The organism is Pseudomonas sivasensis (assembly GCF_052938085.1).
In genome coordinates this window covers 5038011-5060863 of the sequence record NZ_CP176442.1, presented here as the reverse complement: position 1 = coordinate 5060863, position 22853 = coordinate 5038011, and the positions used below count along the sequence as shown (strand labels likewise).

23 protein-coding genes are annotated in these 22853 nt (G+C 60.5%); 15 read left to right on the top strand and 8 right to left on the bottom strand.

Annotation, left to right across the window (positions count from 1 at the left end):
• Nucleotides 1–13: 13 nt before the first annotated feature.
• Entirely contained in the window at nucleotides 14–628 is a 615-nt protein-coding gene (locus ACKZ62_RS23345) for a DUF1120 domain-containing protein (RefSeq protein ID WP_095183894.1), read from the bottom strand.
• Between the two features lie 44 nt (nucleotides 629–672).
• Entirely contained in the window at nucleotides 673–1296 is a 624-nt protein-coding gene (locus tag ACKZ62_RS23340; protein WP_122680330.1) for a DUF1120 domain-containing protein, read from the bottom strand.
• A 521-nt stretch (nucleotides 1297–1817) separates the two neighbouring features.
• Here ACKZ62_RS23340 and ACKZ62_RS23335 point away from each other — a divergent pair.
• The 7 genes from ACKZ62_RS23335 (at nucleotide 1818) to dacB (ending at nucleotide 9121) form a co-directional block, all read left to right on the top strand.
• Nucleotides 1818–2174: a hypothetical protein gene (locus ACKZ62_RS23335; RefSeq protein WP_050442825.1), complete on the top strand. Its 357-nt coding sequence runs from the start codon at nucleotides 1818–1820 to the stop codon at nucleotides 2172–2174.
• A gap of 206 nt (nucleotides 2175–2380) precedes the next feature.
• Complete coding sequence (locus ACKZ62_RS23330; RefSeq protein WP_447095886.1) at nucleotides 2381–3016, top strand: response regulator; 636 nt, start codon at nucleotides 2381–2383, stop codon at nucleotides 3014–3016.
• 96 nt (nucleotides 3017–3112) lie between these two features.
• Complete coding sequence (locus ACKZ62_RS23325; protein WP_447095885.1) at nucleotides 3113–3583, top strand: nuclear transport factor 2 family protein; 471 nt, start codon at nucleotides 3113–3115, stop codon at nucleotides 3581–3583.
• A gap of 36 nt (nucleotides 3584–3619) precedes the next feature.
• A complete protein-coding gene (locus tag ACKZ62_RS23320; protein WP_447095884.1) occupies nucleotides 3620–3895 on the top strand; it encodes a GIY-YIG nuclease family protein in 276 nt (91 codons plus the stop codon).
• A 76-nt stretch (nucleotides 3896–3971) separates the two neighbouring features.
• Nucleotides 3972–4907: a glutathione S-transferase family protein gene (locus ACKZ62_RS23315; RefSeq protein WP_032886394.1), complete on the top strand. Its 936-nt coding sequence runs from the start codon at nucleotides 3972–3974 to the stop codon at nucleotides 4905–4907.
• Nucleotides 4908–5015: 108 nt separating this feature from the next.
• A complete protein-coding gene (locus ACKZ62_RS23310; protein ID WP_447095883.1) occupies nucleotides 5016–7433 on the top strand; it encodes a TonB-dependent siderophore receptor in 2418 nt (805 codons plus the stop codon).
• 242 nt (nucleotides 7434–7675) lie between these two features.
• Nucleotides 7676–9121, top strand: coding sequence for a D-alanyl-D-alanine carboxypeptidase/D-alanyl-D-alanine endopeptidase (gene dacB / locus ACKZ62_RS23305; RefSeq protein ID WP_447095882.1), 1446 nt, complete (start codon nucleotides 7676–7678; stop codon nucleotides 9119–9121).
• Nucleotide 9122: 1 nt separating this feature from the next.
• On the opposite strand, the gene ACKZ62_RS23300 is transcribed toward dacB, so the two are convergent.
• Entirely contained in the window at nucleotides 9123–9902 is a 780-nt protein-coding gene (locus tag ACKZ62_RS23300; RefSeq protein WP_032886396.1) for an IclR family transcriptional regulator, read from the bottom strand.
• Between the two features lie 120 nt (nucleotides 9903–10022).
• Between ACKZ62_RS23300 and hmgA the strand changes: the two genes are divergently transcribed.
• The 4 genes from hmgA (at nucleotide 10023) to ACKZ62_RS23280 (ending at nucleotide 14711) form a co-directional block, all read left to right on the top strand.
• A complete protein-coding gene (gene hmgA / locus ACKZ62_RS23295) occupies nucleotides 10023–11306 on the top strand; it encodes a homogentisate 1,2-dioxygenase (protein WP_095183900.1) in 1284 nt (427 codons plus the stop codon).
• Between the two features lie 3 nt (nucleotides 11307–11309).
• Nucleotides 11310–12596, top strand: a complete 1287-nt coding sequence (fahA, locus tag ACKZ62_RS23290; RefSeq protein ID WP_099601174.1) for a fumarylacetoacetase — start codon at nucleotides 11310–11312, stop codon at nucleotides 12594–12596.
• Between the two features lie 12 nt (nucleotides 12597–12608).
• Nucleotides 12609–13244: a maleylacetoacetate isomerase gene (gene maiA / locus ACKZ62_RS23285; RefSeq protein WP_095183901.1), complete on the top strand. Its 636-nt coding sequence runs from the start codon at nucleotides 12609–12611 to the stop codon at nucleotides 13242–13244.
• Nucleotides 13245–13340: 96 nt separating this feature from the next.
• Nucleotides 13341–14711, top strand: a complete 1371-nt coding sequence (locus ACKZ62_RS23280; protein WP_447095881.1) for an MFS transporter — start codon at nucleotides 13341–13343, stop codon at nucleotides 14709–14711.
• 24 nt (nucleotides 14712–14735) lie between these two features.
• Here ACKZ62_RS23280 and ACKZ62_RS23275 read toward each other — a convergent pair whose 3' ends face one another.
• On the bottom strand, nucleotides 14736–15539 hold the full coding sequence (locus ACKZ62_RS23275) for a SirB1 family protein (RefSeq protein ID WP_032886404.1): 804 nt from the start codon (nucleotides 15537–15539) through the stop codon (nucleotides 14736–14738).
• Nucleotides 15540–15724: 185 nt separating this feature from the next.
• Between ACKZ62_RS23275 and ACKZ62_RS23270 the strand changes: the two genes are divergently transcribed.
• Complete coding sequence (locus ACKZ62_RS23270; RefSeq protein ID WP_032886406.1) at nucleotides 15725–16744, top strand: Glu/Leu/Phe/Val dehydrogenase family protein; 1020 nt, start codon at nucleotides 15725–15727, stop codon at nucleotides 16742–16744.
• A gap of 54 nt (nucleotides 16745–16798) precedes the next feature.
• On the opposite strand, the gene ACKZ62_RS23265 is transcribed toward ACKZ62_RS23270, so the two are convergent.
• Entirely contained in the window at nucleotides 16799–17059 is a 261-nt protein-coding gene (locus ACKZ62_RS23265; RefSeq protein WP_003171979.1) for a YebG family protein, read from the bottom strand.
• A 248-nt stretch (nucleotides 17060–17307) separates the two neighbouring features.
• Here ACKZ62_RS23265 and ACKZ62_RS23260 point away from each other — a divergent pair, with 248 nt between their 5' ends.
• Nucleotides 17308–17796 carry a phosphate-starvation-inducible protein PsiE gene (locus tag ACKZ62_RS23260; protein ID WP_057724703.1) on the top strand — a complete coding sequence of 163 codons (489 nt, stop codon included), beginning with the start codon at nucleotides 17308–17310 and terminating at the stop codon, nucleotides 17794–17796.
• On the opposite strand, the gene ACKZ62_RS23255 is transcribed toward ACKZ62_RS23260, so the two are convergent.
• From ACKZ62_RS23255 to ACKZ62_RS23245, 3 genes are all read right to left on the bottom strand, one after another.
• Complete coding sequence (locus tag ACKZ62_RS23255; protein WP_032886408.1) at nucleotides 17793–18107, bottom strand: DUF3509 domain-containing protein; 315 nt, start codon at nucleotides 18105–18107, stop codon at nucleotides 17793–17795. The two genes, ACKZ62_RS23260 and ACKZ62_RS23255, sit on opposite strands and share 4 nt — an antisense overlap.
• A 299-nt stretch (nucleotides 18108–18406) precedes the next feature.
• Nucleotides 18407–19696: a serine/threonine transporter gene (locus tag ACKZ62_RS23250; protein ID WP_095183902.1), complete on the bottom strand. Its 1290-nt coding sequence runs from the start codon at nucleotides 19694–19696 to the stop codon at nucleotides 18407–18409.
• A 60-nt stretch (nucleotides 19697–19756) separates the two neighbouring features.
• A complete protein-coding gene (locus ACKZ62_RS23245) occupies nucleotides 19757–21133 on the bottom strand; it encodes an L-serine ammonia-lyase (protein WP_181642780.1) in 1377 nt (458 codons plus the stop codon).
• A 137-nt stretch (nucleotides 21134–21270) separates the two neighbouring features.
• Between ACKZ62_RS23245 and ACKZ62_RS23240 the strand changes: the two genes are divergently transcribed.
• Nucleotides 21271–22218 carry a LysR substrate-binding domain-containing protein gene (locus tag ACKZ62_RS23240; protein WP_095183904.1) on the top strand — a complete coding sequence of 316 codons (948 nt, stop codon included), beginning with the start codon at nucleotides 21271–21273 and terminating at the stop codon, nucleotides 22216–22218.
• Nucleotides 22219–22431: 213 nt separating this feature from the next.
• Nucleotides 22432–22842, top strand: coding sequence for an HPF/RaiA family ribosome-associated protein (locus tag ACKZ62_RS23235; RefSeq protein WP_027604683.1), 411 nt, complete (start codon nucleotides 22432–22434; stop codon nucleotides 22840–22842).
• The last annotated feature ends 11 nt before the right edge of the window (nucleotides 22843–22853 follow it).

Here is a 22853-nt window from a genome sequence, read left to right as displayed (position 1 = left end):
CGATAATGGGTAATTACAGGTACTTGAGTTGGATGGTGGCGTGACCGTCGATGGGGACTTCGTCCAACAGGGTCAAGCGTTCCGAAGGGGCAACGTGGGTATACAGACGGATCTCGGCGTCAAACTCCTGGGCGGCGATGGGCGTCTCTTCACCGCTTTTCGCAATCGTGGTCAGCCACAGGTGATTCAACTCATTGGCGGGTCTCCAGGTGACGCCGCCATCCTCTGAATTAATCATGCGTACCGCGACGCCATCCGCAACGGGGGTGTAAAGGTGAAAGCTTGCCCCACCGATTTTTTCGTCATTGGGCGTCATCCCCAAGCCATGCCACCGATCATGGTTGGCCGACGTGCCGGCGCGGTTATCGATGGTGTTGAGGGTGAAAAAAGTGGGGCCTTCACAGCGCACACTCACATGCATGCTTTGGTTGGGCAGGGAGGTGTGCTGGTCGGCATTGAGCGACTTTGCCGACATTTTTCCGAAGTCGACCATGCCGCCATCGGAAATCAGCGGCGCGCAGGCGCTGGGCGTAATCGTGCCGCTCACGCTGAGGTCGGTATTGCTGGAGGCAAACACGACGGGAGTGAACAGCAATAGCAGCGCAGTGCGAGTGGCACATAGGTTCATAGGGCAATCACCATTGAGCGGGGTGGAAGGACGGTGGGTGGGCGTTACAGGTACTTCACTTCAAAGGTCGCCGAACCATCCAACTGCACCTCGTTGGTGAGTGTTAGAGATTTGGCCGGCGCGATGGCGGTGTTGAGCACCACTTCCACACTCATGTCTTGCAGTGGGTGCGGCAGCCAGCCGTTGGTAGCGTCGAAGCTACCCAGTGCGATCAAGGCGTTAGGCACAACCGCATCGTCGTCATACAGCTCTCCCCAGCGACCTTCGCCGCGCGAACTCAGCAAGGTTGAGGCGACGTCGGCCACAGGGTTGCGCATGCTCAGGTAATACCTGCCCAGTTTCTCGGTGTCGTTGATCAGGCCCAGGCCAAAAGCACTGTTTTGGGTAGAGGAACCGGTGCGGTTGTCGAAGGGCGTGATGGCAAACAGTGTCGAACCCTCACAACTGACCGACAGTTTTATGGTTTGGTCAGGAAGCCGGGTTTGGGCGTCGGCATTCAGGTCTTTGGCTGAGATCTTTCCGAAATCGACAGCTCCCGGCAGGCTGGGCGTACAGGCGCTGGGCGTGATTACGCCCGTTACTGTCATGTCCACGCTGCTGGCGGCAAACGTCGGCAGCGCATTGGCGAGCAGCAGGACAGAGCTCAACAGGGTCAGGGATTTGTTCATTTCAATACATTCCACTACAGGGCTGGCTGATAAAGGCGCGCACACGGCATCGTCCGATCTTTCAAGGAGGACGATGATCAGGGCGGCTGGTTGTGTTTGATTGGGCTCGCCGGTGGCAGCAAGTCCATTCCCTCTTTGCGGGGTGACGGCAATTTAGCTGCCGGGCGGGGGCGGGGAAATACAACTTTTACGACAATCCTGGCCGGCGTTATTCCTACCTAAGTGCGTGGGAATTAATGATCAAATTTGTAGGAAAGTTGGTGTTTTTCGTAGTTGTTGTATCGCCAGGTTCATAGGTAAACCGTTATTTGTCGCTGCTTATTAATGGTCATGTGAGTGTCACGCAAGTGTCGCACGTTGTTCTCGGTTGGCTGTTAAAGCCTTTCACCCACTCACGATGTGTGCCGAGAACCCATGGGCTTGAAAATTAATGTAAGCGCATTGAGGTGAGTCTGGTGACAAGGGTATTTTTTAATCCAGTACCTGTCCTGAAGTTGACACCTTTACTCTCGCCACCGTTGATGGAGGGCCCCGCTGATGGTGCGCGCCATACCGCCTGGCCGACACGCAGCAGCCTGATCGAGATTTTCGGCAGTGATGAGGTGGTGAACCGCGTGCTGGTGAGCCTGATCAATGAAGCACGGGAAGATGACGCTTTGCTTGACCAGGCCCGGGCCAGCGCCGATGCGCCATTGGTGGTAGAGCGCCTGCACCGTTTGGTGGGGAGTCTGGCGTTCGTGGGGGGCGCGGACCTGGAATTGAGTGGCGAGCAACTGATCGCGCATGTCAAAGCCCGAGGCGTCTTGGCCAGTACCCCGCATTTGCAAGCGTTTCAGCGCAACTTGCATGTCTACATCCGTTATCTGAGTCGGTTATGAATAGTGCTGCCTGGAAGTTCGCAAGATGCTGTTCGGATGTGTACTAGGTTTTGGATGTAGGTAATTTCTTTTTATGTTGTAGGCATGAAGTTATTGGCTATCAATTGCTGGGCGCGGTCCGAAACGTGTCGCGTCAGGTAGTTGTTGAGCCGCTTGGACAGGGGTATTTTTGCGCGAATTCATTTTGCCATCATTCGTGGGTATTTATGCTTCGTGTAATTGTTGCCGACGATCATCCCATTGTGCGTATCGGCCAACGGGTGGTGATTGAGGCGGGCGGTAAATGCAAAGTGGTTGGCGAGGCCGATGGGCCCGATGAATTGCTCCGGTTATTGGAGACCGTCGCCTGTGATGTGCTGGTGACCGACTTCGCCATGCCGGGCGGTCAGCAGGCGGACGGTTACGGACTGCTGGGCCTGTTACGCCGCCAGTATCCGGATTTGCCGGTGATCCTGGTCACGATGTTTGCCAATGTCGCGACGCTGCGTGCGTCGTTCGTCCATGGCGCGCGGGCGATCGTCGCCAAGAGCGCGTCGGCCCGGGAGCTGCCGGTTGCGATCAGCACCGTGATCAAGGGCCAGACCTTCGCCAGTGAATGCCTGCGCGCGCAGATGGAGGAGGCTGGCACGGGGGATCAGTCGCAACAGCCGCAATTGTCGAGCAAGGAACGCGAAGTGGTGCGCATGCTCGCCAGCGGCATGACCGTCAGCCAGATCGCGGCGCGGGTCAATCGCAGTATTTCCACGATCAGTAAACAGAAAAGCACGGCCATGAGCCGGCTGTGCATTTCCACCGACGTCGATCTGTTCGCCTACGCCCGCAGCTGCGGCATGGTGCCCTAGGATTTGGGCCGTCATCACCTGTGCAAATGCCGATAGAGTTTTGCCGGTGCGCAGACTATCTTGAGCGGCCTACAACCCCAGGTTTGGAAGCTGCCCATGAGTGATGCCCACAACGCCTTGATTACTGAGTTTTACAGCGCCTTCCAGCGCCTGGACGCCGAGGCCATGGCCGCCTGCTACACCGACGACGTTGTGTTCAGCGACCCGGCCTTCGGCGAATTGCGCGGCCGTGATGCGGGCGACATGTGGCGCATGCTGACCACGCGGGCCAAGGATTTCTCCCTGACGTTCGACCATGTACGCAGCGATGACGCCACCGGCAGTGCGCATTGGGTGGCGACTTACCTGTTCAGTGCCACCGGCAACACCGTGGTCAACGATATCGGCGCGCGGTTCGTGTTCCGCGACGGCAAGATCTGTGAGCACCACGACCACTTCGACCTGTGGCGCTGGTCGCGCCAGGCGTTGGGCATCAAGGGCCTGTTGCTGGGCTGGTCGCCGGCCTTGAAAAATGCCGTCCGCGCCCAAGCACGCAAAGGCCTCAAGGCATTTCAGGCCGGGCGTTGATAAGATTGGCGCTCCTCTCGCTTGCCGACATGACCTGTGACTGATCTTCCTTCACCCAAGCCCTGGTTCGTCTACCTGGTGCGCGCCGCCAATGGCTCGCTGTATTGCGGCATCAGCAATGATCCGCTGCGCCGCTTCGCCACGCACCAGAGCGGCAAGGGCGCGCGGTTCTTCCTGTCCAGCCCGGCCGTGGCGCTGGTATACACCGAGCAATGCGCAAGCAAGGGCGAGGCGCTGCGCCAGGAGCGGTTGATCAAGAAGCTGAAGAAGAGTGCCAAGGAGTGTTTGGCGGCGCAGGGCTCATTGATCTGACTGATGGGTTCCCATCACGCCGCCATAGCCCGTTGCGCGCTAAGCTGCGGGTTCATTTTTCCAAGTGGACCCCGGCATGTCTGAACTCATCCTGCACCACTACCCAACCTCCCCATTCGCGGAAAAAGCTCGGCTGCTGCTGGGTTTCAAAGGTTTGTCCTGGCATTCGGTGCATATCTCGCCGGTGATGCCCAAGCCGGACCTGACGGCCCTCACCGGTGGCTATCGCAAAACCCCAGTGCTGCAAGTGGGCGCCGATATCTATTGCGACACCGCCTTGATTGCCCGTCGCCTTGAGCAGGAAAAAGCTGCGCCGGCGCTGTTCCCACTGGGCCAGGAAATGATCACCCAAACCTTCGCCACCTGGGCCGACAGCGTGGTGTTTGCCCACGCGGTGAGCCTGGTGTTCCAGCCAGAATCGGTGGCGGTGCGTTTTGGCAAGCTGCCACCGGAAGCGATCAAGGCGTTTCTTGCCGACCGCGCCGCGCTGTTCAGTGGCGGCACCGCGAGCAAGCTGCCGACTGAGCTGGCCAAGCACCAATGGCCGGCGATCATGGCGCGGCTGGAGCAGCAACTGCAGCGTGAGTCGGGGGACTTCCTGTTTGGCGAGCCGTCGATTGCCGACTTTGCTATGGCCCATCCGTTGTGGTTCCTCAAGGCCACGCCGGTAACCGCGCCGTTGGTGGACGCGTATCCGGCCGTATCTGCGTGGCTGGGGCGTGTGCTTGGTTTTGGTCACGGCACGTCCAGCCAAATGACTGCCGAGCAGGCGTTGGAGATTGCGCGCGACGCCACACCGGCGCCGCTGCCGGACGAGGTGTTCGAGGACTTGAATGGCTTCAAGGCCGGCCAGCAGGTGACCATCGGCGCCATCGACTACGGCGTCGACCCGGTCGCCGGCGAATTGCTCTTTGCCGGGCGAGAAGAGCTGATCCTGCGCCGCACCGACCCGCGTGGCGGCACCGTGCACGTGCACTTCCCGCGCTTTGGTTTTCGCATTCAGGCGCAATAAGAAAAATATTTGCAAATAAACGTGAGGTAAACCGGTGGCCCATCCGTGTAGTGCTTGAAACTGCGATCTATTCGCATTAACAGCGTTTTCTACACGGGTTCTCACAGCATGAAGTCGACGGCGGGCGGTTTGGTTAAACAGTGGCTGGGAGCCTCGGTATTGGCGGTATCGGGGTTGGCCTTGCTGCCCCTTTGCGTGGCTCAGGCGCAGGAGCAGCAAAGCGCTCAGTTCACGTTTGCCCTGGCTGCCAAACCGCTGCCCCAGGCTCTGAGTGATTTCAGCCGGGTCACCGGAATCAGCGTGATCTACACCGATGAAGCGCCCTACGGCCTAAGCGCCCCGGCCGTGAGCGGACAGATGAGCGCGACCCAGGCCCTGCAACGCTTGTTGGGCAACTCCGGCTTCACCTTCCGCCAGATAGACGCCCGCACGTTGGCGCTTGAGCCTGTGCCGACCGATGGCGCAGTCAACCTTGGCGCTACCACCATCAGTGGCGTCGGCCAAACCCAGGACAGCACCAGCTACCAGCCGCCACCCACGAGTTCGGTGATGCGCTCCCGTGCCCTGCTGCTGGAAACCCCGCAAACCGTCAACGTGGTGCCGGCCCAAGTGCTGCGCGACCAGACCCCACGCAACCTGGATGACGCCCTGGGCAACATCAGCGGCATCACCCAGGCCAACACCTTGGCCAGCACCCAGGACGCCGTGATGCTGCGCGGCTTTGGCGACAACCGTAACGGCTCGATCATGCGTGACGGCATGCCGGTGGTGCAGGGCCGCGCCTTGAATGCCACGGCGGAGCGTGTCGAAGTGCTCAAGGGCCCGTCGTCGCTGCTGTATGGCATCCAGGATCCGGGGGGCGTGGTGAACATCGTCAGCAAAAAGCCCGAACTGACCCAATCCACTGCCCTGACCGTGCGCGGCTCGACCTTCGGCAACGGCAAAAACGGCAGCGGTGGCGGCCTCGACACCACCGGCCCCATCGGTGACTCGGGCCTGGCCTATCGGCTGATCGTCGATCATGAAGACGAAGACTACTGGCGCAATTTCGGCACCCACCGCGAGACCTTGGTCGCGCCGTCCCTGGCCTGGTACGGCGACAGCACCCAGCTCTTGTTCGCCTACGAACACCGCGAGTTTCTCTCGCCGTTCGACCGTGGCACCGCCATCGACAAGTCCAATCATCCGCTGGACATTCCATCCACCCGGCGCCTGGATGAACCGTTCAACAATATGGAAGGCCGCTCCGACCTTTACCGCTTCGAAGCCGACCACGACCTGAACGACGACTGGAAAGCCCACTTCGGCTACAGCTGGAATCGCGAAACCTACGACGCCAGCCAAGTGCGCGTCAGCGCGGTGAACACGGATGGAACCCTGACCCGCAAGATGGACGGCACTCAGGGCGCGATCACCACCGATCGCTTCACCACCGTCAGCCTGGAAGGCAAGGTCAATGTGTTCGGCCTGCAGAATGATCTGGTATTCGGCATGGACGATGAGTACCGCAAGGTTTACCGCGCCGACCTGATTCGCCAGGCCTCGCGCACGACGTTCAACTACAACAACCCGGTGTACGGCAACGAAGTCGCGGGCACCACGGTCAGCGCCGCCGACAGCGCCCAGACCGACCTGTTGCGCAGCGACTCGCTGTTCTTCCAGGACGCGATTCATCTCACCGACCAGTGGATTTTTGTCGCGGGCGCGCGCTACCAGATGTACGACCAATACGCCGGCAAAGGCGTGCCGTTCAAGGCCAACACCAATGGCAACGGCCAGGCCTGGGTGCCGCGTGCGGGGCTGGTGTATCGCTACACCGATGAGTTGTCGTTCTACGGCAGCTACACCGAGTCGTTCAAACCCAACTCCACCATCGCCGCCCTGGCCGATGGCAGCACGCTGACCGGTGACCTTACGCCAGAAGAATCCAAGTCGTGGGAGTTGGGCGCCAAGCTCGATATTCCAGGACGCATCACCGCCAGCGCGGCACTGTTCAACATCGACAAGCGCAACGTACTGGTGTCGGTGGGATCCCTCGCGAACACCATCTACAGCATCGCTGGCCAGGTGCGGTCCCGTGGTCTGGAACTGGATGCCAGCGGCCAGTTGACCGACAAGTGGAGCGTGATCGGCAGCTACGCCTACACCGACGCCGAAGACATCAAGGACAAAGACCCGACCCTGCAAGGCAACCGCCTGCAAAACGTGGCCAAGCACACCGGCTCGCTGTCGGTGGCCTATGACTTCGGCAGCATTTTTGGTGGCGATCAACTGCGCGTGGGCACGGGTGCACGCTACGTCGGCGAACGCGCCGGCGACGCCGCCAACGATTTCGATCTGCCGGGTTACACCGTGGCCGACGCGTTTGCCACCTACGACACCAAGATCGAAGGGCAGAAGGTCAAGTTCCAGCTCAACGTGAAGAACATGTTCGACCGCACCTACTACACCTCCGCGGCCAGCCGGTTGTTTGTGTCCATTGGTGATGCGCGGCAGGTGTCGGTGTCCAGTACCCTGGAGTTCTAAAACCTGACGGGCTCCCTATGGCAAGTGTGCTCCTTGTGGTGGGCAGGCTTCCTGTGGTGAGCGGGCTTGCCCCGCGTTGGGCTGCGAAGCAGTCCCAAAACAGACTCTGCGGTGTTCCTGAAAGAACGCGGCGGCATTAGTAAGGGCGGCTTTGCCACCCAGCGCGGGGCAAGCCCGCTCGCCACAAAGGTACGGAGCTGTTAGCGTTGCGGCCATTAATGGCTTTGCGGAACACAGTACTGATGCACTTTGGAAGATGGCTACACCTGCTGTGTCTGAGCGTTTTACTGGGCGGTTGTGCGAGTGTTTCGCCGCCGTCCACGCCTTCAACACTGGATCACCTGCTGGCCGATCCTGTCCTCAACGGCGCCACCGTCTCCCTGATGGTGCGCGACGCCCGCAGTGGCAGCACCCTGTATCAGCACAACCCGCGCACACGCTTGGTTCCTGCGTCCAACCTCAAATTGCTGACCACGGCGGCGGCAATGGATGTGCTGGGGCCCCAGTATCGGTTCTCCACGCAACTGTTGAGCGACGGCTCGCAGCAAGGCGAGCGCCTGACCGGTAACCTGTACCTGCGTGGCCTTGGCGACCCGACCACACAGTTTTCCGACTACCAGGCATTGGCCGCCCAACTTGCGAGCCAGGGCGTGCGCCAGGTGCAGGGCGACCTGGTGTTCGACGACACCTGGTTCGACGCCGAGCGCTTGGGCGTTGATTGGGCCCAAGATGACGAAAGCACCTACTACGGTGCGCAGATTTCCGCGCTGACGGTATCGCCCAATACGGATTTTGACGCGGGCACCTTGATCGTCACGGCCAAGGCGTCGGTCATTTCCGGCCAGCCGGTGACTGTTTCTATAAGCCCTCCTACTGATTACGTACAACTCAGTAACCGCGCCATCAGCGGCCCCGGCAACAGCTATGGCATCACTCGTCAGCACGGCACCAACGTGCTGCAACTCACTGGAGCGCTGGCGCCGGGCAAACAAAGCCGGCAGTGGGTCAGTGTGTGGGAGCCGACGCAACTGGTGGCCAATCTGTTCGAGCAGGCATTGGCGCAGCAGGGCATCCAGGTGATGGGGCGCAGGGTGATTGGCGGTGCAAGCCCGGCGACGGCCAGGGTGCTGGCGGAGCATCAGTCGGCACCGTTGCAGGCACTGATCACGCCACTACTCAAACTCTCGAACAACAACATGTCCGAGGCGTTGCTCAAAGCCATGGGGCGCAAGACCGCCAACGCGGGCACAGCGCAGGCGGGTGTGGCAGCGGTAGCGGCGTTTATGAAACGCCAGGGCATGCACCCGTCGACGCTGGTCCAGGTGGACGGCTCGGGCTTGTCGCGGCGTAACCTGGTGTCGTCGCAGAACCTCACGGACCTGCTGATCGGGACCGCGAAACAACCGTGGTTCGAGGCTTGGTACAACGCCTTGCCGATTGCCGGCAACGCCGACCGTATGACCGGCGGCAGCCTGCGCTATCGCTTGCGCGGCACCGCAGCTGAAAACAACCTGCACGCCAAGACCGGCTCCATGGCCGGCGTGTCATCGTTGAGCGGCTATATCACCGATGCCGAGGGACGGCGCCTGGTGTTCTCGATGATCAGCAATAACTACGTGAGTGACGCCGCGCCCATTCGCGCGTTGGAGAACCGTGTCGTGCAGGCCCTGACCCAATGGCACGACTAGCTCAGGGTTGATAGCCCATCCGCCAACTCACGGCTTGGGTCGCCGCCAGCAGACGCTGCGCCGCCGGGCCATCTTCGTCGGCGTGGAACAGCGAGGTGGGGCCGACCACGGTCATCACCGCCGCCACGTTCCCGACCGCGTTGAACACCGGCGCTGACAGCGCGTCCACCCCCGGCATCAGCAGGCCATGCACAAAGTGCAGGCCACGGCTGCGGATCTGCTCGCAGGTGGTTGCGTAGGTTTGGTCGTCCGCCAGGGCATGGGCGATACCGGCCTGGATCTCACGCTCGCGCAATTCCACGGTTTCCCGCGTTGGCAGGAACGCGCTGAACACCAGTCCGGTGGACGAACTGAGCAGCGGCAATACCGAGCCCAACTGCGTCACCACCGTAACCGCACGCACCGCCGGTTCGATGTGCACCACGGTCGCGCCCTGGTTGCCCCACACCGCTAAAAAGCAGGTTTCATTCAAGTCGTCGCGCAACTCGGCCAGGGGCATCGCGCCGACTTTCAGCACGTCCATGCTGCCCAGCGCCGCCAAGCCCACCCGCAGCGCTTCGCGGCCCAGGCCATAGTGGTTAGTGGCGGTGTTCTGTTCGGCAAAACCCGACGCGATCAACGCCTGCAGGTAGCGGTGAACTTTGCTTGCCGGCATTTGCACATGTTCGGCCAGGCGCGACAGCGACGTGGCGGGCGACAACTCGGCCAGGGCCTTGAGGATATCGGTGCCCACTTCGGCCGAGCGGACTTTTTGTTTACCTGTGTCGCGAGGCTTTTCCATGGAAGGGCGAGGATCCGAGAGATGAATGGGCGTCTTTATAGCTTGACGGTCGATAGTGATCAAATTACGTTATGCGTAACTCGATTACGATAAAAACAACTTCCGTACAGAGGATGCTCCATGAACCTCGAATACCTTTCGGGCTTCGGCAATGAATTCGCCAGCGAAGCACTTCCCGGCGCCTTGCCGGTCGGCCAGAACGCCCCGCAAAAAGCGCCCTACGGGCTGTATACCGAACTGTTCTCCGGCACTGCCTTCACCATGGTGCGCAGCGAAGCCCGCCGCACTTGGCTGTACCGCATCCAGCCGTCGGCCAATCACCCGGCGTTCGTCAAATTGGAACGGCAACTGGCCGGTGGCTCGTTGGGCGCGGTGACGCCCAATCGTCTGCGCTGGAACCCGCTGGATATTCCGAGTGAGTCGACGGACTTCATCGACGGCCTTGTTGGGATGGTGGCTAACTCCGGGTCAGAAAAGCCTTCAGGCATCAGCATCTACACCTACCGTGCCAACCGGTCGATGGAACGCGTGTTCTTCAATGCTGATGGCGAACTGTTGATCGTCCCCGAGCAGGGCCGCTTGCGTGTCGCCACCGAACTCGGTGTGCTGGATGTTGAGCCGCTGGAAATCGTGGTGTTGCCGCGCGGTCTTAAATTCCGCGTTGAACTGCTGGATGCGCACGCACGCGGTTATGTGGCGGAAAACCACGGCGCGCCGCTGCGTCTGCCGGACCTTGGCCCAATTGGCAGCAACGGTCTGGCCAACCCACGCGACTTCCTCACTCCGGTTGCCCACTACGAAGACCTGAAGCAGCCTACAACCCTGGTTCAGAAATTCCTCGGTGAACTGTGGGCCTGTGAACTCGACCATTCACCGCTGAACGTGGTCGCCTGGCACGGTAACAACGTGCCGTACAAATACGACCTGCGCCGCTTTAATACCATCGGCACCGTGAGTTTCGATCACCCGGACCCGTCGATCTTTACCGTGTTGACCTCGCCTACTAGCGTGCACGGCCTGGCCAACCTCGACTTCGTGATCTTCCCGCCACGCTGGATGGTGGCCGAAAACACCTTCCGTCCGCCGTGGTTCCACCGCAACCTGATGAACGAATACATGGGCCTGATCCAGGGCGCCTACGACGCCAAGGCCGAAGGCTTCCTGCCGGGCGGGGCGTCACTGCACAGTTGCATGAGCGCTCACGGTCCGGACGGCGAGACCTGCACCAAGGCCATCAACGTCGAGTTGGCGCCGCACAAGATCGATAACACCATGGCCTTCATGTTCGAGACCAGCCAAGTGCTGCGTCCCACTCAGTTCGCCCTGGACTGCCCGCAACTACAACCTGCTTACGACGCGTGCTGGGCCTCGCTGCCCAACACCTTCAACCCGAACCGGAGATAACCCATGACTCAGCCCACTTCTACCCGCAGCTGGGTGGCCTGCGCCAACGGTCACCGCGACTTTCCACTGCAGAACCTGCCATTGGGCGTGTTCAGCATCAACGGTTCGGCCCCCCGCAGTGGCGTGGCGATTGGCGACTATATTTTCGACCTGCAGGCCGCTTTGGATGCATTTGAAGGTGAGGCACGCCGAGCGGTTGAAGCGACAGCGGGCGGGCAGTTGAACGCGTTTTTCGAACTGGGCCGTGGCCCGCGTGTTGCCCTGCGGGAACGCCTGTTGGAGTTGCTCGGTGAAGGCAGCCCGCTGCAAGCGCGTGAGGCGCAGGTGCTGCACCTTGCCGCCGATTGCCAGATGCATGTGCCGGCCCGGATCAACGACTACACCGACTTTTATGTAGGCATCGAGCACGCGCAGAACGTCGGCAAGCTGTTCCGCCCCGACAACCCTTTGCTGCCCAACTACAAGTACGTGCCGATCGGTTATCACGGCCGCGCTTCGACCATTCGCGCTTCCGGCGCCGATGTGCGCCGTCCCAAGGGCCAGACCCTGCCCGCTGGCCAGACCGAGCCGACCTTCGGCCCCTGTGCACGGTTGGACTACGAGCTGGAGCTGGGCATCTGGATCGGCCAGGGCAACGCCATGGGCGACTCGATTGCCATCGGCGATGCCGCCGAGCACATCGCCGGCTTCTGCCTGCTCAACGACTGGTCCGCGCGGGACATTCAGGCCTGGGAATACCAGCCGCTGGGGCCGTTCCTGTCGAAAAGCTTCATCACCACGATTTCGCCCTGGGTCGTCACGGCCGAAGCGCTGGAGCCGTTCCGCAAGGCGCAACCCGCTCGTCCCGAGGGCGACCCGCAACCACTGCCGTACTTGCTGGATAAACGTGATCAGGCAGCCGGTGCGCTGGATATCGAACTGGAAGTGCTGCTGACCACCGCTGCCATGCGCGAACAGAAATTGCCGGCCCATCGCCTGGCCCTGAGCAACAGCCTGCATATGTACTGGACCGTCGCGCAGTTGGTGGCACACCACAGCGTCAACGGCTGTCAGTTGCAGGCGGGTGATCTGTTCGGTTCCGGCACTTTGTCCGGCCCTGAGGCCGGGCAGTTCGGCAGCCTCCTGGAGATGACCGAAGGCGGCAAGAAGGTCATCGAATTGCCGTCGGGCGAAGTGCGCAGGTTCCTAGAGGATGGTGATGAAGTCATCCTGCGTGCCCGTTGCACCCGCGAAGGGTTCGCCTCCATCGGCTTCGGCGAATGCCGTGGCACTGTGGTCGCCGCACGTTAAGAGGGCAGGGTGATGGAACTCTATACCTACTATCGTTCCACTTCGTCGTACCGGGTGCGTATCGCTTTGGCCCTCAAGGGCCTGGATTTCACGGCGATACCGGTGAACCTGTTGGCCCCGGCAGGCGGTGCCAATCGTCAGCCGGAGTACCTGGCTATCAACCCGCAAGGCCGTGTGCCGGCTTTGCGCACCGATGACGGCGAGCTGTTGATTCAGTCGCCGGCGATCATCGAGTACCTGGACGAACGTTATCCACAGGCGCCGCTGCTCTCCAAAGACCTGGCCACCCGCGCCCACGAGCGCGCGGTGGCGTCGATCATCGGCTGTGATATCCACCCGCTGCACAACTCCAGCACCCAGAACCTGCTGCGCCAATGGGGGCACGATGAGGCCAAGGTGTTGGAGTGGATCGGCCACTGGATCAGCCAGGGGCTGGGCGCGGTGGAACAGTTGATTGGCGATACCGGGTTTTGCTTTGGCGAACAGCCTGGGATGGCGGATGCGTTTCTGATTCCCCAGCTCTATGCGGCTGAGCGCTTCAAGGTGCCGTTGGCGGCTTATCCGCGCATTGGGCGGGTGGCCGGCTTGGCGGCGCAGCATCCGGCGTTTATTCAGGCCCATCCCGCGAATCAACCTGATACCCCGTGATGTTCAGGTTTGCACAGAACCCAATGTGAGAGGGAGCAAGCCCCCTTCCACATTGGATTTGTGTCACTTCAAATAAAAATAAACAGGTACCTTGCGATGCACAATCAGATTGCCAGCTTTCGCGCGGCACTCGACGCCCGTCCGGTGTCGCGCTATCAGTGGTTGATCCTCCTGTTGCTGGCGCTGCTACTGGTCACCGATGGCTACGATGCCCAGGTGCTAGGTTACGTGGTGCCGGCCCTGGCGTCGGATTGGGGATTGGAAAAAGCCGCGTTCGGCCCCGTGTTCAGCGCCAACCTGTTGGGGCTCACATTGGGCTCGCTGCTGGTAACGCCTCTGGCTGACCGATTTGGCGTGCGGCGCATCCTGCTGGGCTGCGTGTTGATCTATGCCTGCCTGACCCTGCTGATGGTGTTCGCCAACTCACTGACCTCCCTCATGGCTGCGCGGTTTATCTGCGGTATCGGCATGGGCGGTGCGATGCCCAGCGCCATGGCGTTGATGTCGGAGTATTCCCCACCGCGCCTGCGCACCTTGATGGTGACCTTGGCGGCGTGTGGTTTCTCGTTCGGCGGTGCGGCCGGTGGGTTCGTGGCGGCGGGGTTTATCGACAACTTCGGCTGGCAGGCGGTGTTCCTGGCCGGTGGCGTCACGCCGTTGCTGCTGTTTCCGTTTCTGGTGTGGCTGTTGCCTGAGTCCTTGCCGCGCTTGCTGCGGGATGCTCCACCGTACGTGCGATTGCGCAAAGTGACCGGGCGTATGCTGCCCGACTGGCAGCCGCCGCTGGCGAGCGCGGCAGAAAACCTGCAAGAACAGGGCAGCAAACTGACGGTGGTGGAGCTGTTTCGCAACGGCTATGCGCGTCCGACCGTGCTGATTTGGTCGACCTTTTTTGTCAGCCTGATCCTGCTGTATTTCATGATCAGTTGGTTACCGTCGCTGCTGTTGGAGAGCGGCCTGGCGTTGAAGGAAGCCAACCTGGTGACGTCGATGTTTCTGTTCGCCGGCACCTTGGGCGCTATCGGTATGGCCTGGTTTGCCGACCGGCTCAAAAGCAAGGTGCGCCTGCTGTCTGGCGTATTGGCGGCAGCGGCGGTGTGCACCATTCTGCTGGGGCTGAACCACGACAACCCGCGCTACCTGGTGGCCTGGGTGTTTGCGGCCGGGTTCTGCATCATCGGTGGGCAACTGACCCTCAATGCCTTCGCCAGCAATTTCTACCCCGCACACGTGCGCGCCACCGGTACGGGCTGGGCGTTGGGCGTGGGGCGTTTCGGCTCGATCCTGGGGCCGCTGTTTGGCAGCATGTTGCTGGCGATGCATATTCCGGTGCAGCAGATTTTCTTCTTTTGCGCGATTCCGGCTGTGATGGCGGCATTGTTGATTATTCAGGTGCGTTCGCCAGGGCGCGATGCGCCTGTAAGCCCCCTGCCTGGCGATATTCTGAAAGCGCCGGCGAATCACTGAGGATTCTCCCGATGGTCACGCTATTCAATGCACCACTGAGTTGGGCGGCAGGTGCCCCAGGCGCTCGGTCAGGCGCAGGCGTTGGATCGGGTCTTCGCTGAGCATCAGGGCGTGTTCCAAGTCAAAGCGCTCGGCGTTGGGGCAGTCCAGGCGTTGATACAGACTGGCCCGCGCGAGATAGTCGGCGGCGTTGGCGCTGCCCAGTTCCAGCACGCGCTCGGCGTCTACCAGGGCGGCCAGCGGGTTGTCGTTGGAGAGATGCAATTGGCGCAGGTTGCGCGAAAGCCTTTGCAGGATCGAACGCGGATCGGCGGTGTGCAGGTGGTCGGCCTGCAACGTGAGGTTGGGGCCATATTGGCGTTGCAGCAGCTCTCGGCAATCGTTGGGGTACAGGCGTCGGCCGCCGCACGGGTCCAGCAGGTGATCGGCACCGGGCACCCGCAACAGGAAGTGCCCAGGGAAATTGACGCCAACCATCGGAATATCCAGGCGTCGTGCCAACTCCATGGCAATCAACCCCATGGCCAAGGGCTGCCCGCGTTTGCGCTGTAGCACCTTGTCCAGCAGGGCGGCGGCGGGGCGCAGCGGTGTGAAGTCATCCTGGGCGAACCCCAGGTCATTCATGCACCGCAGCAGCGGTTGACCCAGTTCATCCGCTGGCAACATGGGCATGCTCAGGCTGATCTGTTGTTGCAGTGAGGTCAGGTTCTGCAGGATCTCCAGCGGCTTCACCAAAGGATCGTGCTCGGCGGCGATCCATAACGCCGCTTCGAACAGCGCCGGCGGCGAACGTTGCAGGCAGGCGAAAAAGGCTTGGCGGGGCTTCATTGCTTTCTCCGGCGGATGCCCTCGTTTTAGCCTTGCTGGGAATATTCGTCCAGTGCCTTAAGAAATTTCCCGCGCGCTTATGTCGCAAGCCCTGCAAAACCGGGCGGCTTATTCCAGTGCACTTCGGCAGTTTTCTACCGCAAGCCTATACTTGGCGACACCAGAAGTGATTCGGGAGCTTGACGATGTTTGCTCTCATGCACAGCACCCGCCTTGAATCGCTGCACCTGAGCGTCGACCCGGTCACGGGGCTCAAGGCGGTCATCGCCATTCACAACAGCCGCCTGGGGCCTGCCTTGGGCGGCTGTCGTTATATCGCCTACCCCGACGACGAAAGCGCCGTGGCCGATGCTGCGCGGCTGGCCCAGGGCATGAGCTACAAGGCCGCCCTGGCCGGGTTGCCGGTGGGTGGCGGCACCGCGGTCATCCTGCGCCCCGCCCATGTGGAAAACCGTGCGGCGCTGTTTGAAGCCTTTGGGCGTTGCGTGGAACAACTCGACGGCCGCTACATCACCGCTGTCGACAGTGGCACCTCGGTGGCCGATATGGATTGCATCGCCCAGCACACTCGCTTCGTTACCAGCACCACCGCCGCAGGCGATCCATCGCCCCATGCGGCCATGGGCGTGTTCGCCGGTATTCGCACCACTGCCATGGCCCGCCTGGGCAGCGACAACCTTGAAGGGCTGCGCGTGGCGATCCAGGGCCTGGGCAACGTCGGTTACGCACTGGCTGAACAACTTCACGCCGCCGGCGCTGAATTGCTGGTCAGCGACATCGACCACGGCAAAGTGCAACTGGCCATGGAACAACTGGGCGCGCATCCCATCGCCAACGACGCCTTGCTCAGCACGCCCTGTGACATCCTCGCGCCCTGTGGCCTTGGGGCAGTGTTCAACCGCACGAGCGTCGGGCAACTGCGCTGCGCCGCCGTGGCCGGGTCCGCCAGCGCGCAATTGACCAACCTGCAAGTGGCCGACCAACTGGAAGGGCGCGGCATCCTCTACGCCCCGGACTATGTGATCAACTCCGGTGGCTTGATATATGTGGCCCTCAAGCACAGCGGCGCCGAACTGCCGACCATCACCGCGCACCTGTCCAACATCGGCAAACGCCTGACCGAAATCTACGCCCACGCCCAGGCGGAAAAACGCTCCCCAGCACGTGTGGCTGATGAACTCGCCGAGCGCCTGCTCTACGGATGATCAGGCATTAAAAAGGCCCTGAATCATTGATTCAGGGCCTGTTCAATTCGGACTTTATTCCGCCGCTGCGTTGAGCAACTCGGACAACGCGTCCGGCTGGCTCTTGAACGCCTTGGCAAATACATCGCGATTCTTCGCCATGTAGATCCCGGCTTCTTCCACCTGCTGCTCGCTCAGGGACGGCACGGCTTTTTGCAACACTTCTGCCAGCAACTCAGCGAGTTCAAGCATTTTGTCATGACGGTCAGCTTCGGCTTTATCCATGAACAAACGCTCCAGATCTCGGCTGCTGCGGTATACCACTTCGACGGCCATTCACCACCTCACATGCCTTCACGATAGTTGTCTTTTGCGACTACTGTATTTATATACAGCTAAAAGGGTAAGCCAAACCGTGTGGTTTGGGTAGCAGTTTTTTAATGTAGCCCGTAAATACAGGTTTGGCGTGTCTCATGTCACCCCGCCATCATCTTATCCCTGCCTCTGGCCTTTTTTCTGCATGCAGAACAACCGTCACGTCCAACCCGCATTATCCGGTCGAATCGACCTAAGGAAGTACCCTCGTGAAAATCAACTGGGCCGAAAAGCTGCGTCAGCAAGTCCATGGGCTGGCTGAATCGCTGGGCAATCTGTTTGTGGAGTCGTTCCACTACCTGGCGCTGTTCGCCATTGGTGCGGTGACCGCCTGGGCGGCGGTGATGGAATTTCTGGGGATGCTGGAGAACGGACACATCAAGATCGATGACATCTTGCTGCTGTTCATCTATCTGGAATTGGGCGCCATGGTCGGGATTTATTTCAAGACCAACCACATGCCAGTGCGCTTCCTGATCTACGTGGCAATCACTGCGCTGACGCGTCTGCTGATCTCCAACGTGTCCCACCACAATCCGCCAGACGTGGGCATCATCTACCTGTGCGGTGGGATTTTGCTGTTGGCATTCGCGATTCTGGTGGTGCGTTACGCCTCGTCGGCATTCCCGTCGGTGAAGGTCGAAGGCCCGCGTCGCAAGGGCGAGGCGAGCCTGGAAACCGAGAAGGGCGAGCTTTAAAGCCCGACGCTGAAGGGCAGGGGGCGGGTGGGCGGTCGCTGCAATAATTTGTGATCGCCATCCGTCATCACCGCCAGGATCTCCATGGCGCTGTGGCCTTGCTCGATGGCAATGCCGAACTGGATGCTCTGCACCAGGCGTTTGAGCCGTTGCGGGTCGTTGCGTTGTGCGGCGCTGATCATGCGCTTGGCCACCACGCCATCCTCATTCGAGAGGGTGAGCATGATGCTGCCGTCGAGCCGTTGAATACTCAGGTTGACGCGGTATTTTGGGGTGAAGGTGTCGGTGATGATCTGAAAAGGATTGTCCATGGTGCGTTACCGCCTGATAAGAACATGCAGTCATTGACGACCGGTGTCGTGATTAGTTCGCGTCTCCTGACCACCGGCCACTCCGTCGCTGAGGTTGTACAAATTCCGTTTACCTCATCAGCTGTACAGCAAGGGGCGTGCCGTACAGCGGCTTTCCAGGCACCGGGATCCCAATGTGGGAGGGGGCTTGCTCCCGATAGCGGTCCTTCAGTCGAGTATTTATTGGCTGAAGGACCGCTATCGGGAGCAAGCCCCCTCCCACAATTGTTTTGGGTTGTTATTGAAATCGGTGACCTGTTTCAGGGCAGTACAGAGAAAACGATCGCAGACAGCGCAATCAAGCCGATCACCACCACAAATACATTCGACACCTGGCCCGAATACTGGCGCAAGGCTGGCACGCGCTGGATCGCGTACATCGGCATCAGGAACAACAGGCACGCGATAATCGGCCCGCCCAGGGTTTCGATCATGCCCAGGATGCTTGGGTTGAAGGTGGCCACGGCCCAGCAGGTCAGCACCATGAATAGGGCGGTGCTGCGTTCCAGCCACTTGGACGACAGGGAGCGGTTACGCCCGCGCAGAGATTTGACGATCAAGCCCTGGAAGCCTTCGCTGGCGCCGATGTAGTGGCCAAGGAAGGATTTGGTAATGGCCACCAGCGCGATCAACGGCGCGGCGTAAGCGATCACAGGGGTTTGGAAGTGGTTGGCCAGGTACGACAGGATCGAAATGTTCTGCGCCTTTGCTGCTGCCAGGTCCGCCGGGGACAGAGCCAGCACGCAGCTGAAGCAGAAGAACATCACCGTCAGCACCATCATGCCGTGGGCTGTGGCGAGGATGCCGCTGCTTTTGCGCTCGGCCAGCGGGCCGTACACGCGTTTCTGGTCGACGGCGAACGCGGAGATGATCGGCGAATGGTTGAACGAGAACACCATCACGGGGATCGCCAGCCACAGGGTCTTGAAGAACACGGGCAGCGGCATGCCCTCACTGGCAGAAGCGAAAAACGCGCCGTTCCAGTTGGGAATCAGACTGAGCGCAAGCAACAGCAAGGCGGCGACGAACGGGTACACCAGCACGCTCATGGCCTTGACGATCACGCCCTGGCCACAGCGCACAATCGCCATCAAACCCAGGATCAGCACCAGCGACAGGATCGCCCGGGGCGGCGGTGTCATGTGCAGTTGGTGTTCCATAAAGCTGCCCAGGGTGTTGGTCAACGCGACGCTGTACACCAGCAAAATCGGGAAGATCGCAAAGAAGTACAGCAAAGTGATCAGCTTGCCTGCACCGACGCCGAAATGTTCTTCGACCACTTCGGTGATGTCGCCGGATGTGCCTGACAGTACAAAGCGCGTCAGCCCACGGTGGGCGAAGAAGGTCATCGGGAAGGCCAGCAACGCCAGCACGATCAGTGGCCAGAAGCCGCCGACGCCGGCGTTGATCGGCAGGAACAAAGTGCCTGCGCCGATGGCGGTGCCATAGAGGCCGAGCATCCAAGTGGTGTCGTGCTTGGTCCAGCCGGTTGTTACGGTGTTTTCTACCTCAACAGGATTTTCGGCAGCAGGTGTACGTACATCGGTCATCGTTATTGCCTCGTTATTATTTTTGCGCGGGCTCACGTTGGGGCAGTCAGGGAATGCTCCTCAGCACTCCACCCAGCTCACGGCCAGGCCGCCCCGTGAAGTTTCTTTGTATTTGTCATGCATGTCGGCGCCAGTATCGCGCATGGTGCGGATCACCCGGTCCAGGGAGATGAAGTGTTTGCCGTCGCCGCGCAGGGCCATTTGCGTGGCGTTGATGGCCTTGACCGCCGCGATGGCGTTGCGCTCGATGCACGGCACTTGCACCAGGCCGCCGACCGGGTCGCAGGTCAGGCCGAGGTTATGTTCCAGGCCGATTTCGGCGGCGTTTTCCAGTTGTTCGGGGGTGGCGCCGAGGATGTCGGCAAGGCCGGCGGCGGCCATGGCGCAGGCCGAGCCGACTTCGCCCTGGCAGCCGACTTCGGCACCGGAGATCGACGCATTTTTCTTACACAGGATGCCGACGGCGGCGGCGGCCAGGAAGAAATTGACCACGTCGTCGTCGGACGCGTCGGCGTTGAACTTCATGTAGTAATGCAGCACCGCCGGGATGATCCCCGCCGCGCCGTTGGTGGGTGCGGTGACCATGCGTCCGCCGGCGGCGTTTTCTTCGTTGACGGCAAGGGCGAACAGGTTGACCCATTCCATGGCCGACAAGGTCGAGGTGATGACATTGGGTTTGCCGATTTCCAACAAACTGCGGTGCAATTTCGCCGCGCGCCGTGGCACATCTAGACCGCCGGGCAAGATGCCTTCATCGCGCAGGCCTTGCTCCACGCATTCGCGCATCACCGACCAGATATGCAGCAGGCCGCTGCGGATCTGTTCGTCACTGCGCCACGCGCGCTCGTTGGCCATCATTAACTCTGAAACGCGCAGCCCGTGCTTGTTGCACAAGGCCAGCAGTTCGACGGCGCTGGAAAAGTCGTAGGGCAATTCAACATCGCTGGTCGGCGCAATGCCTGACGCTGCTTCGGCAGCTTCGATGATGAAACCACCGCCCACCGAGTAATACGTCTGCTCGCTAAGCAGTCCGCTGTCGCCATAGGCGTGTAGGGACATGGCGTTGGGGTGGTAGGGCAGGCTTTCTTCCAGCAGCAGGAGATCGGTGTGCCAGTTGAAGGCAATGTCCTGGGTGCCTGCCAGCAGTAAGCGGCCGGTCTCGCGCAGTTGCTGGATACGGCTGTTGATCGAGGTGGGGTCAATACGGTCCGGCCATTCACCCATCAGGCCCATTACGCAGGCGCGGTCGGTGGCATGGCCGACGCCGGTGGCGGACAGCGAGCCGTACAAACGCACTTCAATCCGTCGGGTTTCGGTAAGCAATCGCTGGTCGATCAGGGCTTGGGCGAAGGTCGCCGCTGCCCGCATGGGGCCAACGGTGTGGGAGCTGGACGGGCCTATGCCCACCTTGAATAGATCAAAAACACTGATAGCCATGCTAAACCCTTACAAGCAATGGAGTAGGAATCGCTGCCATGTTTTGTAGGACGAGCGCAATTGGCGCGATACTGAGCCTCTGGATCGGCACTGACCAACGAATTATCCTAAGACACCCTTTAGCAGGACTAAACCCTATGGCTCGCCCTCTCCATGGCCAGACTTATGTCTGGTTACACGTGTTTTCCTGCGCTGCGCGGCATCTGTCGTTCACCCGCTGCGCCGAAGAACTGCACATCACACCGGGGGCGGTGAGCCAACAAATCCGCCAGTTGGAGGAGCGTCTTGGGTTTCGGCTGTTCCATCGACGGGCGCGGGGTGTGGAGTTGAGTGCGGAGGGGCAGCGGTTGGCGGCTACGGTGGGGGAGGCTTACGGCAGCATTGATGCCGAATTGCAGCGGCTCGATGCGGGGATGATCAGCGGCACCTTGCGCCTACGCTCGATCCCGTCGTTTCTCGGCAAGTGGCTCACCCCACGTTTGCCACGCTTGCAGCAACGCTTTCCGGACATCCAACTGCGCATGGTTGCCGAGGACAGCAGCATTGCGCTGCATGAGGGGGACTTTGACCTGGCTATCGACTTGAACGACGGCAGCTACCCTGGGCTGTTATCCACAGCCTTGCTGGATGAGCAGATATTTCCGGTGTGTGCGCCAAGCCTATTGCGCGGTCGTCCGCCCTTGCATGGCCCGGCCGACCTTGTGCATTTCCCGCTGCTGCACGACATCACCGCCTGGCGTGGGAGTTATGAGTATGCCGAGTGGGAGTTTTACCTGAATGCAATTGGCTACCACGACGCCGATGTTCGCCGCGGCCACACCTTCAACCGCAACCACTTGACCATAGAAGCCGCCATCGCCGGTATGGGCGTGGCGATTGCGCGGCGTACCTTGCTCAATGATGAGCTGGAGCGCGGCACCTTGATCGTGCCGTTCGGCCTCGCGGTGCCCAACCACAAGCGCTATGTGCTGCTGTATGCGCCAGGCGCACTGAGCCATCCGGGCGTGCGCGCGGTGCATGACTGGCTGGTAGAGGAAGCGGGGATTTTTCGCGGATTGCACCCGTTGGGAGAGGGGCAATTATGACGTTTACAGAGCGTAAGAAGATGTAACTAACTCCCCACCCTAACAGCGTTTTTGCCCGTAGTCAGGCTTAATTTGTAATGTAGGATTTATCTTTGCAAAGGGGTTGAATTGTTCGTCTGGCTGCTCAATTGTGTAATCAAGAGGTCATGGTTTCACCACCCCGGTGTTGCAGTTTGTGACCTCTCGCGAGCTAGCTGAAATAAGGGAAGAACTATGCAAATCCAAGTCAATAGCGATAACCATATTGAAAGCAGCATCCGACTGGAGGAGTGGGTACGTACTACCATTGAGAGCACGCTCGAACGTTATGAAGAAGACCTGACCCGAGTGGAGGTCTATCTGCGGGATGAGAACGGCGACAAGCCCGGTCCCCACGATTTAAGTTGCCGCCTGGAAGCGCGGCCAAAAGGCCATCAACCACTGTCGGTATCCGCCAAGGGCGATACCCTGGAACAAGCGATCGACAGTGCGGCCACCAAGCTGGACCACGCGTTGGAGCATCTGTTTGGCAGACTGCAAGGCAAGCCCCGCGCTGCCGCGAAAAACCAGCCAATCAACAAAGTGAATGAAGACGCGCTGGAACAGGAATTCCTGGAAAACGAAAACGCTGTCATCAACGGCTAACTTTCTTTTGA

Excerpts from the sequence above, each read along its gene's own strand:
- ACKZ62_RS23240 (WP_095183904.1), top strand. The coding sequence starts at position 21,271 with ATGGCTCGCCCTCTCCATGGCCAGACTTATGTCTGGTTACACGTGTTT.
- ACKZ62_RS23335 (WP_050442825.1), top strand. The coding sequence starts at position 1,818 with ATGGAGGGCCCCGCTGATGGTGCGCGCCATACCGCCTGGCCGACACGC.
- hmgA (WP_095183900.1), top strand. The coding sequence starts at position 10,023 with ATGAACCTCGAATACCTTTCGGGCTTCGGCAATGAATTCGCCAGCGAA.
- ACKZ62_RS23250 (WP_095183902.1), bottom strand. The coding sequence starts at position 19,696 with ATGACCGATGTACGTACACCTGCTGCCGAAAATCCTGTTGAGGTAGAA.
- ACKZ62_RS23340 (WP_122680330.1), bottom strand. The coding sequence starts at position 1,296 with ATGAACAAATCCCTGACCCTGTTGAGCTCTGTCCTGCTGCTCGCCAAT.
- ACKZ62_RS23325 (WP_447095885.1), top strand. The coding sequence starts at position 3,113 with ATGAGTGATGCCCACAACGCCTTGATTACTGAGTTTTACAGCGCCTTC.
- ACKZ62_RS23315 (WP_032886394.1), top strand. The coding sequence starts at position 3,972 with ATGTCTGAACTCATCCTGCACCACTACCCAACCTCCCCATTCGCGGAA.
- maiA (WP_095183901.1), top strand. The coding sequence starts at position 12,609 with ATGGAACTCTATACCTACTATCGTTCCACTTCGTCGTACCGGGTGCGT.
- ACKZ62_RS23270 (WP_032886406.1), top strand. The coding sequence starts at position 15,725 with ATGTTTGCTCTCATGCACAGCACCCGCCTTGAATCGCTGCACCTGAGC.
- ACKZ62_RS23330 (WP_447095886.1), top strand. The coding sequence starts at position 2,381 with ATGCTTCGTGTAATTGTTGCCGACGATCATCCCATTGTGCGTATCGGC.
- fahA (WP_099601174.1), top strand. The coding sequence starts at position 11,310 with ATGACTCAGCCCACTTCTACCCGCAGCTGGGTGGCCTGCGCCAACGGT.
- ACKZ62_RS23265 (WP_003171979.1), bottom strand. The coding sequence starts at position 17,059 with ATGGCCGTCGAAGTGGTATACCGCAGCAGCCGAGATCTGGAGCGTTTG.
- ACKZ62_RS23310 (WP_447095883.1), top strand. The coding sequence starts at position 5,016 with ATGAAGTCGACGGCGGGCGGTTTGGTTAAACAGTGGCTGGGAGCCTCG.
- ACKZ62_RS23255 (WP_032886408.1), bottom strand. The coding sequence starts at position 18,107 with ATGGACAATCCTTTTCAGATCATCACCGACACCTTCACCCCAAAATAC.
- dacB (WP_447095882.1), top strand. The coding sequence starts at position 7,676 with ATGCACTTTGGAAGATGGCTACACCTGCTGTGTCTGAGCGTTTTACTG.
- ACKZ62_RS23345 (WP_095183894.1), bottom strand. The coding sequence starts at position 628 with ATGAACCTATGTGCCACTCGCACTGCGCTGCTATTGCTGTTCACTCCC.
- ACKZ62_RS23280 (WP_447095881.1), top strand. The coding sequence starts at position 13,341 with ATGCACAATCAGATTGCCAGCTTTCGCGCGGCACTCGACGCCCGTCCG.
- ACKZ62_RS23235 (WP_027604683.1), top strand. The coding sequence starts at position 22,432 with ATGCAAATCCAAGTCAATAGCGATAACCATATTGAAAGCAGCATCCGA.
- ACKZ62_RS23245 (WP_181642780.1), bottom strand. The coding sequence starts at position 21,133 with ATGGCTATCAGTGTTTTTGATCTATTCAAGGTGGGCATAGGCCCGTCC.
- ACKZ62_RS23300 (WP_032886396.1), bottom strand. The coding sequence starts at position 9,902 with ATGGAAAAGCCTCGCGACACAGGTAAACAAAAAGTCCGCTCGGCCGAA.
- ACKZ62_RS23275 (WP_032886404.1), bottom strand. The coding sequence starts at position 15,539 with ATGAAGCCCCGCCAAGCCTTTTTCGCCTGCCTGCAACGTTCGCCGCCG.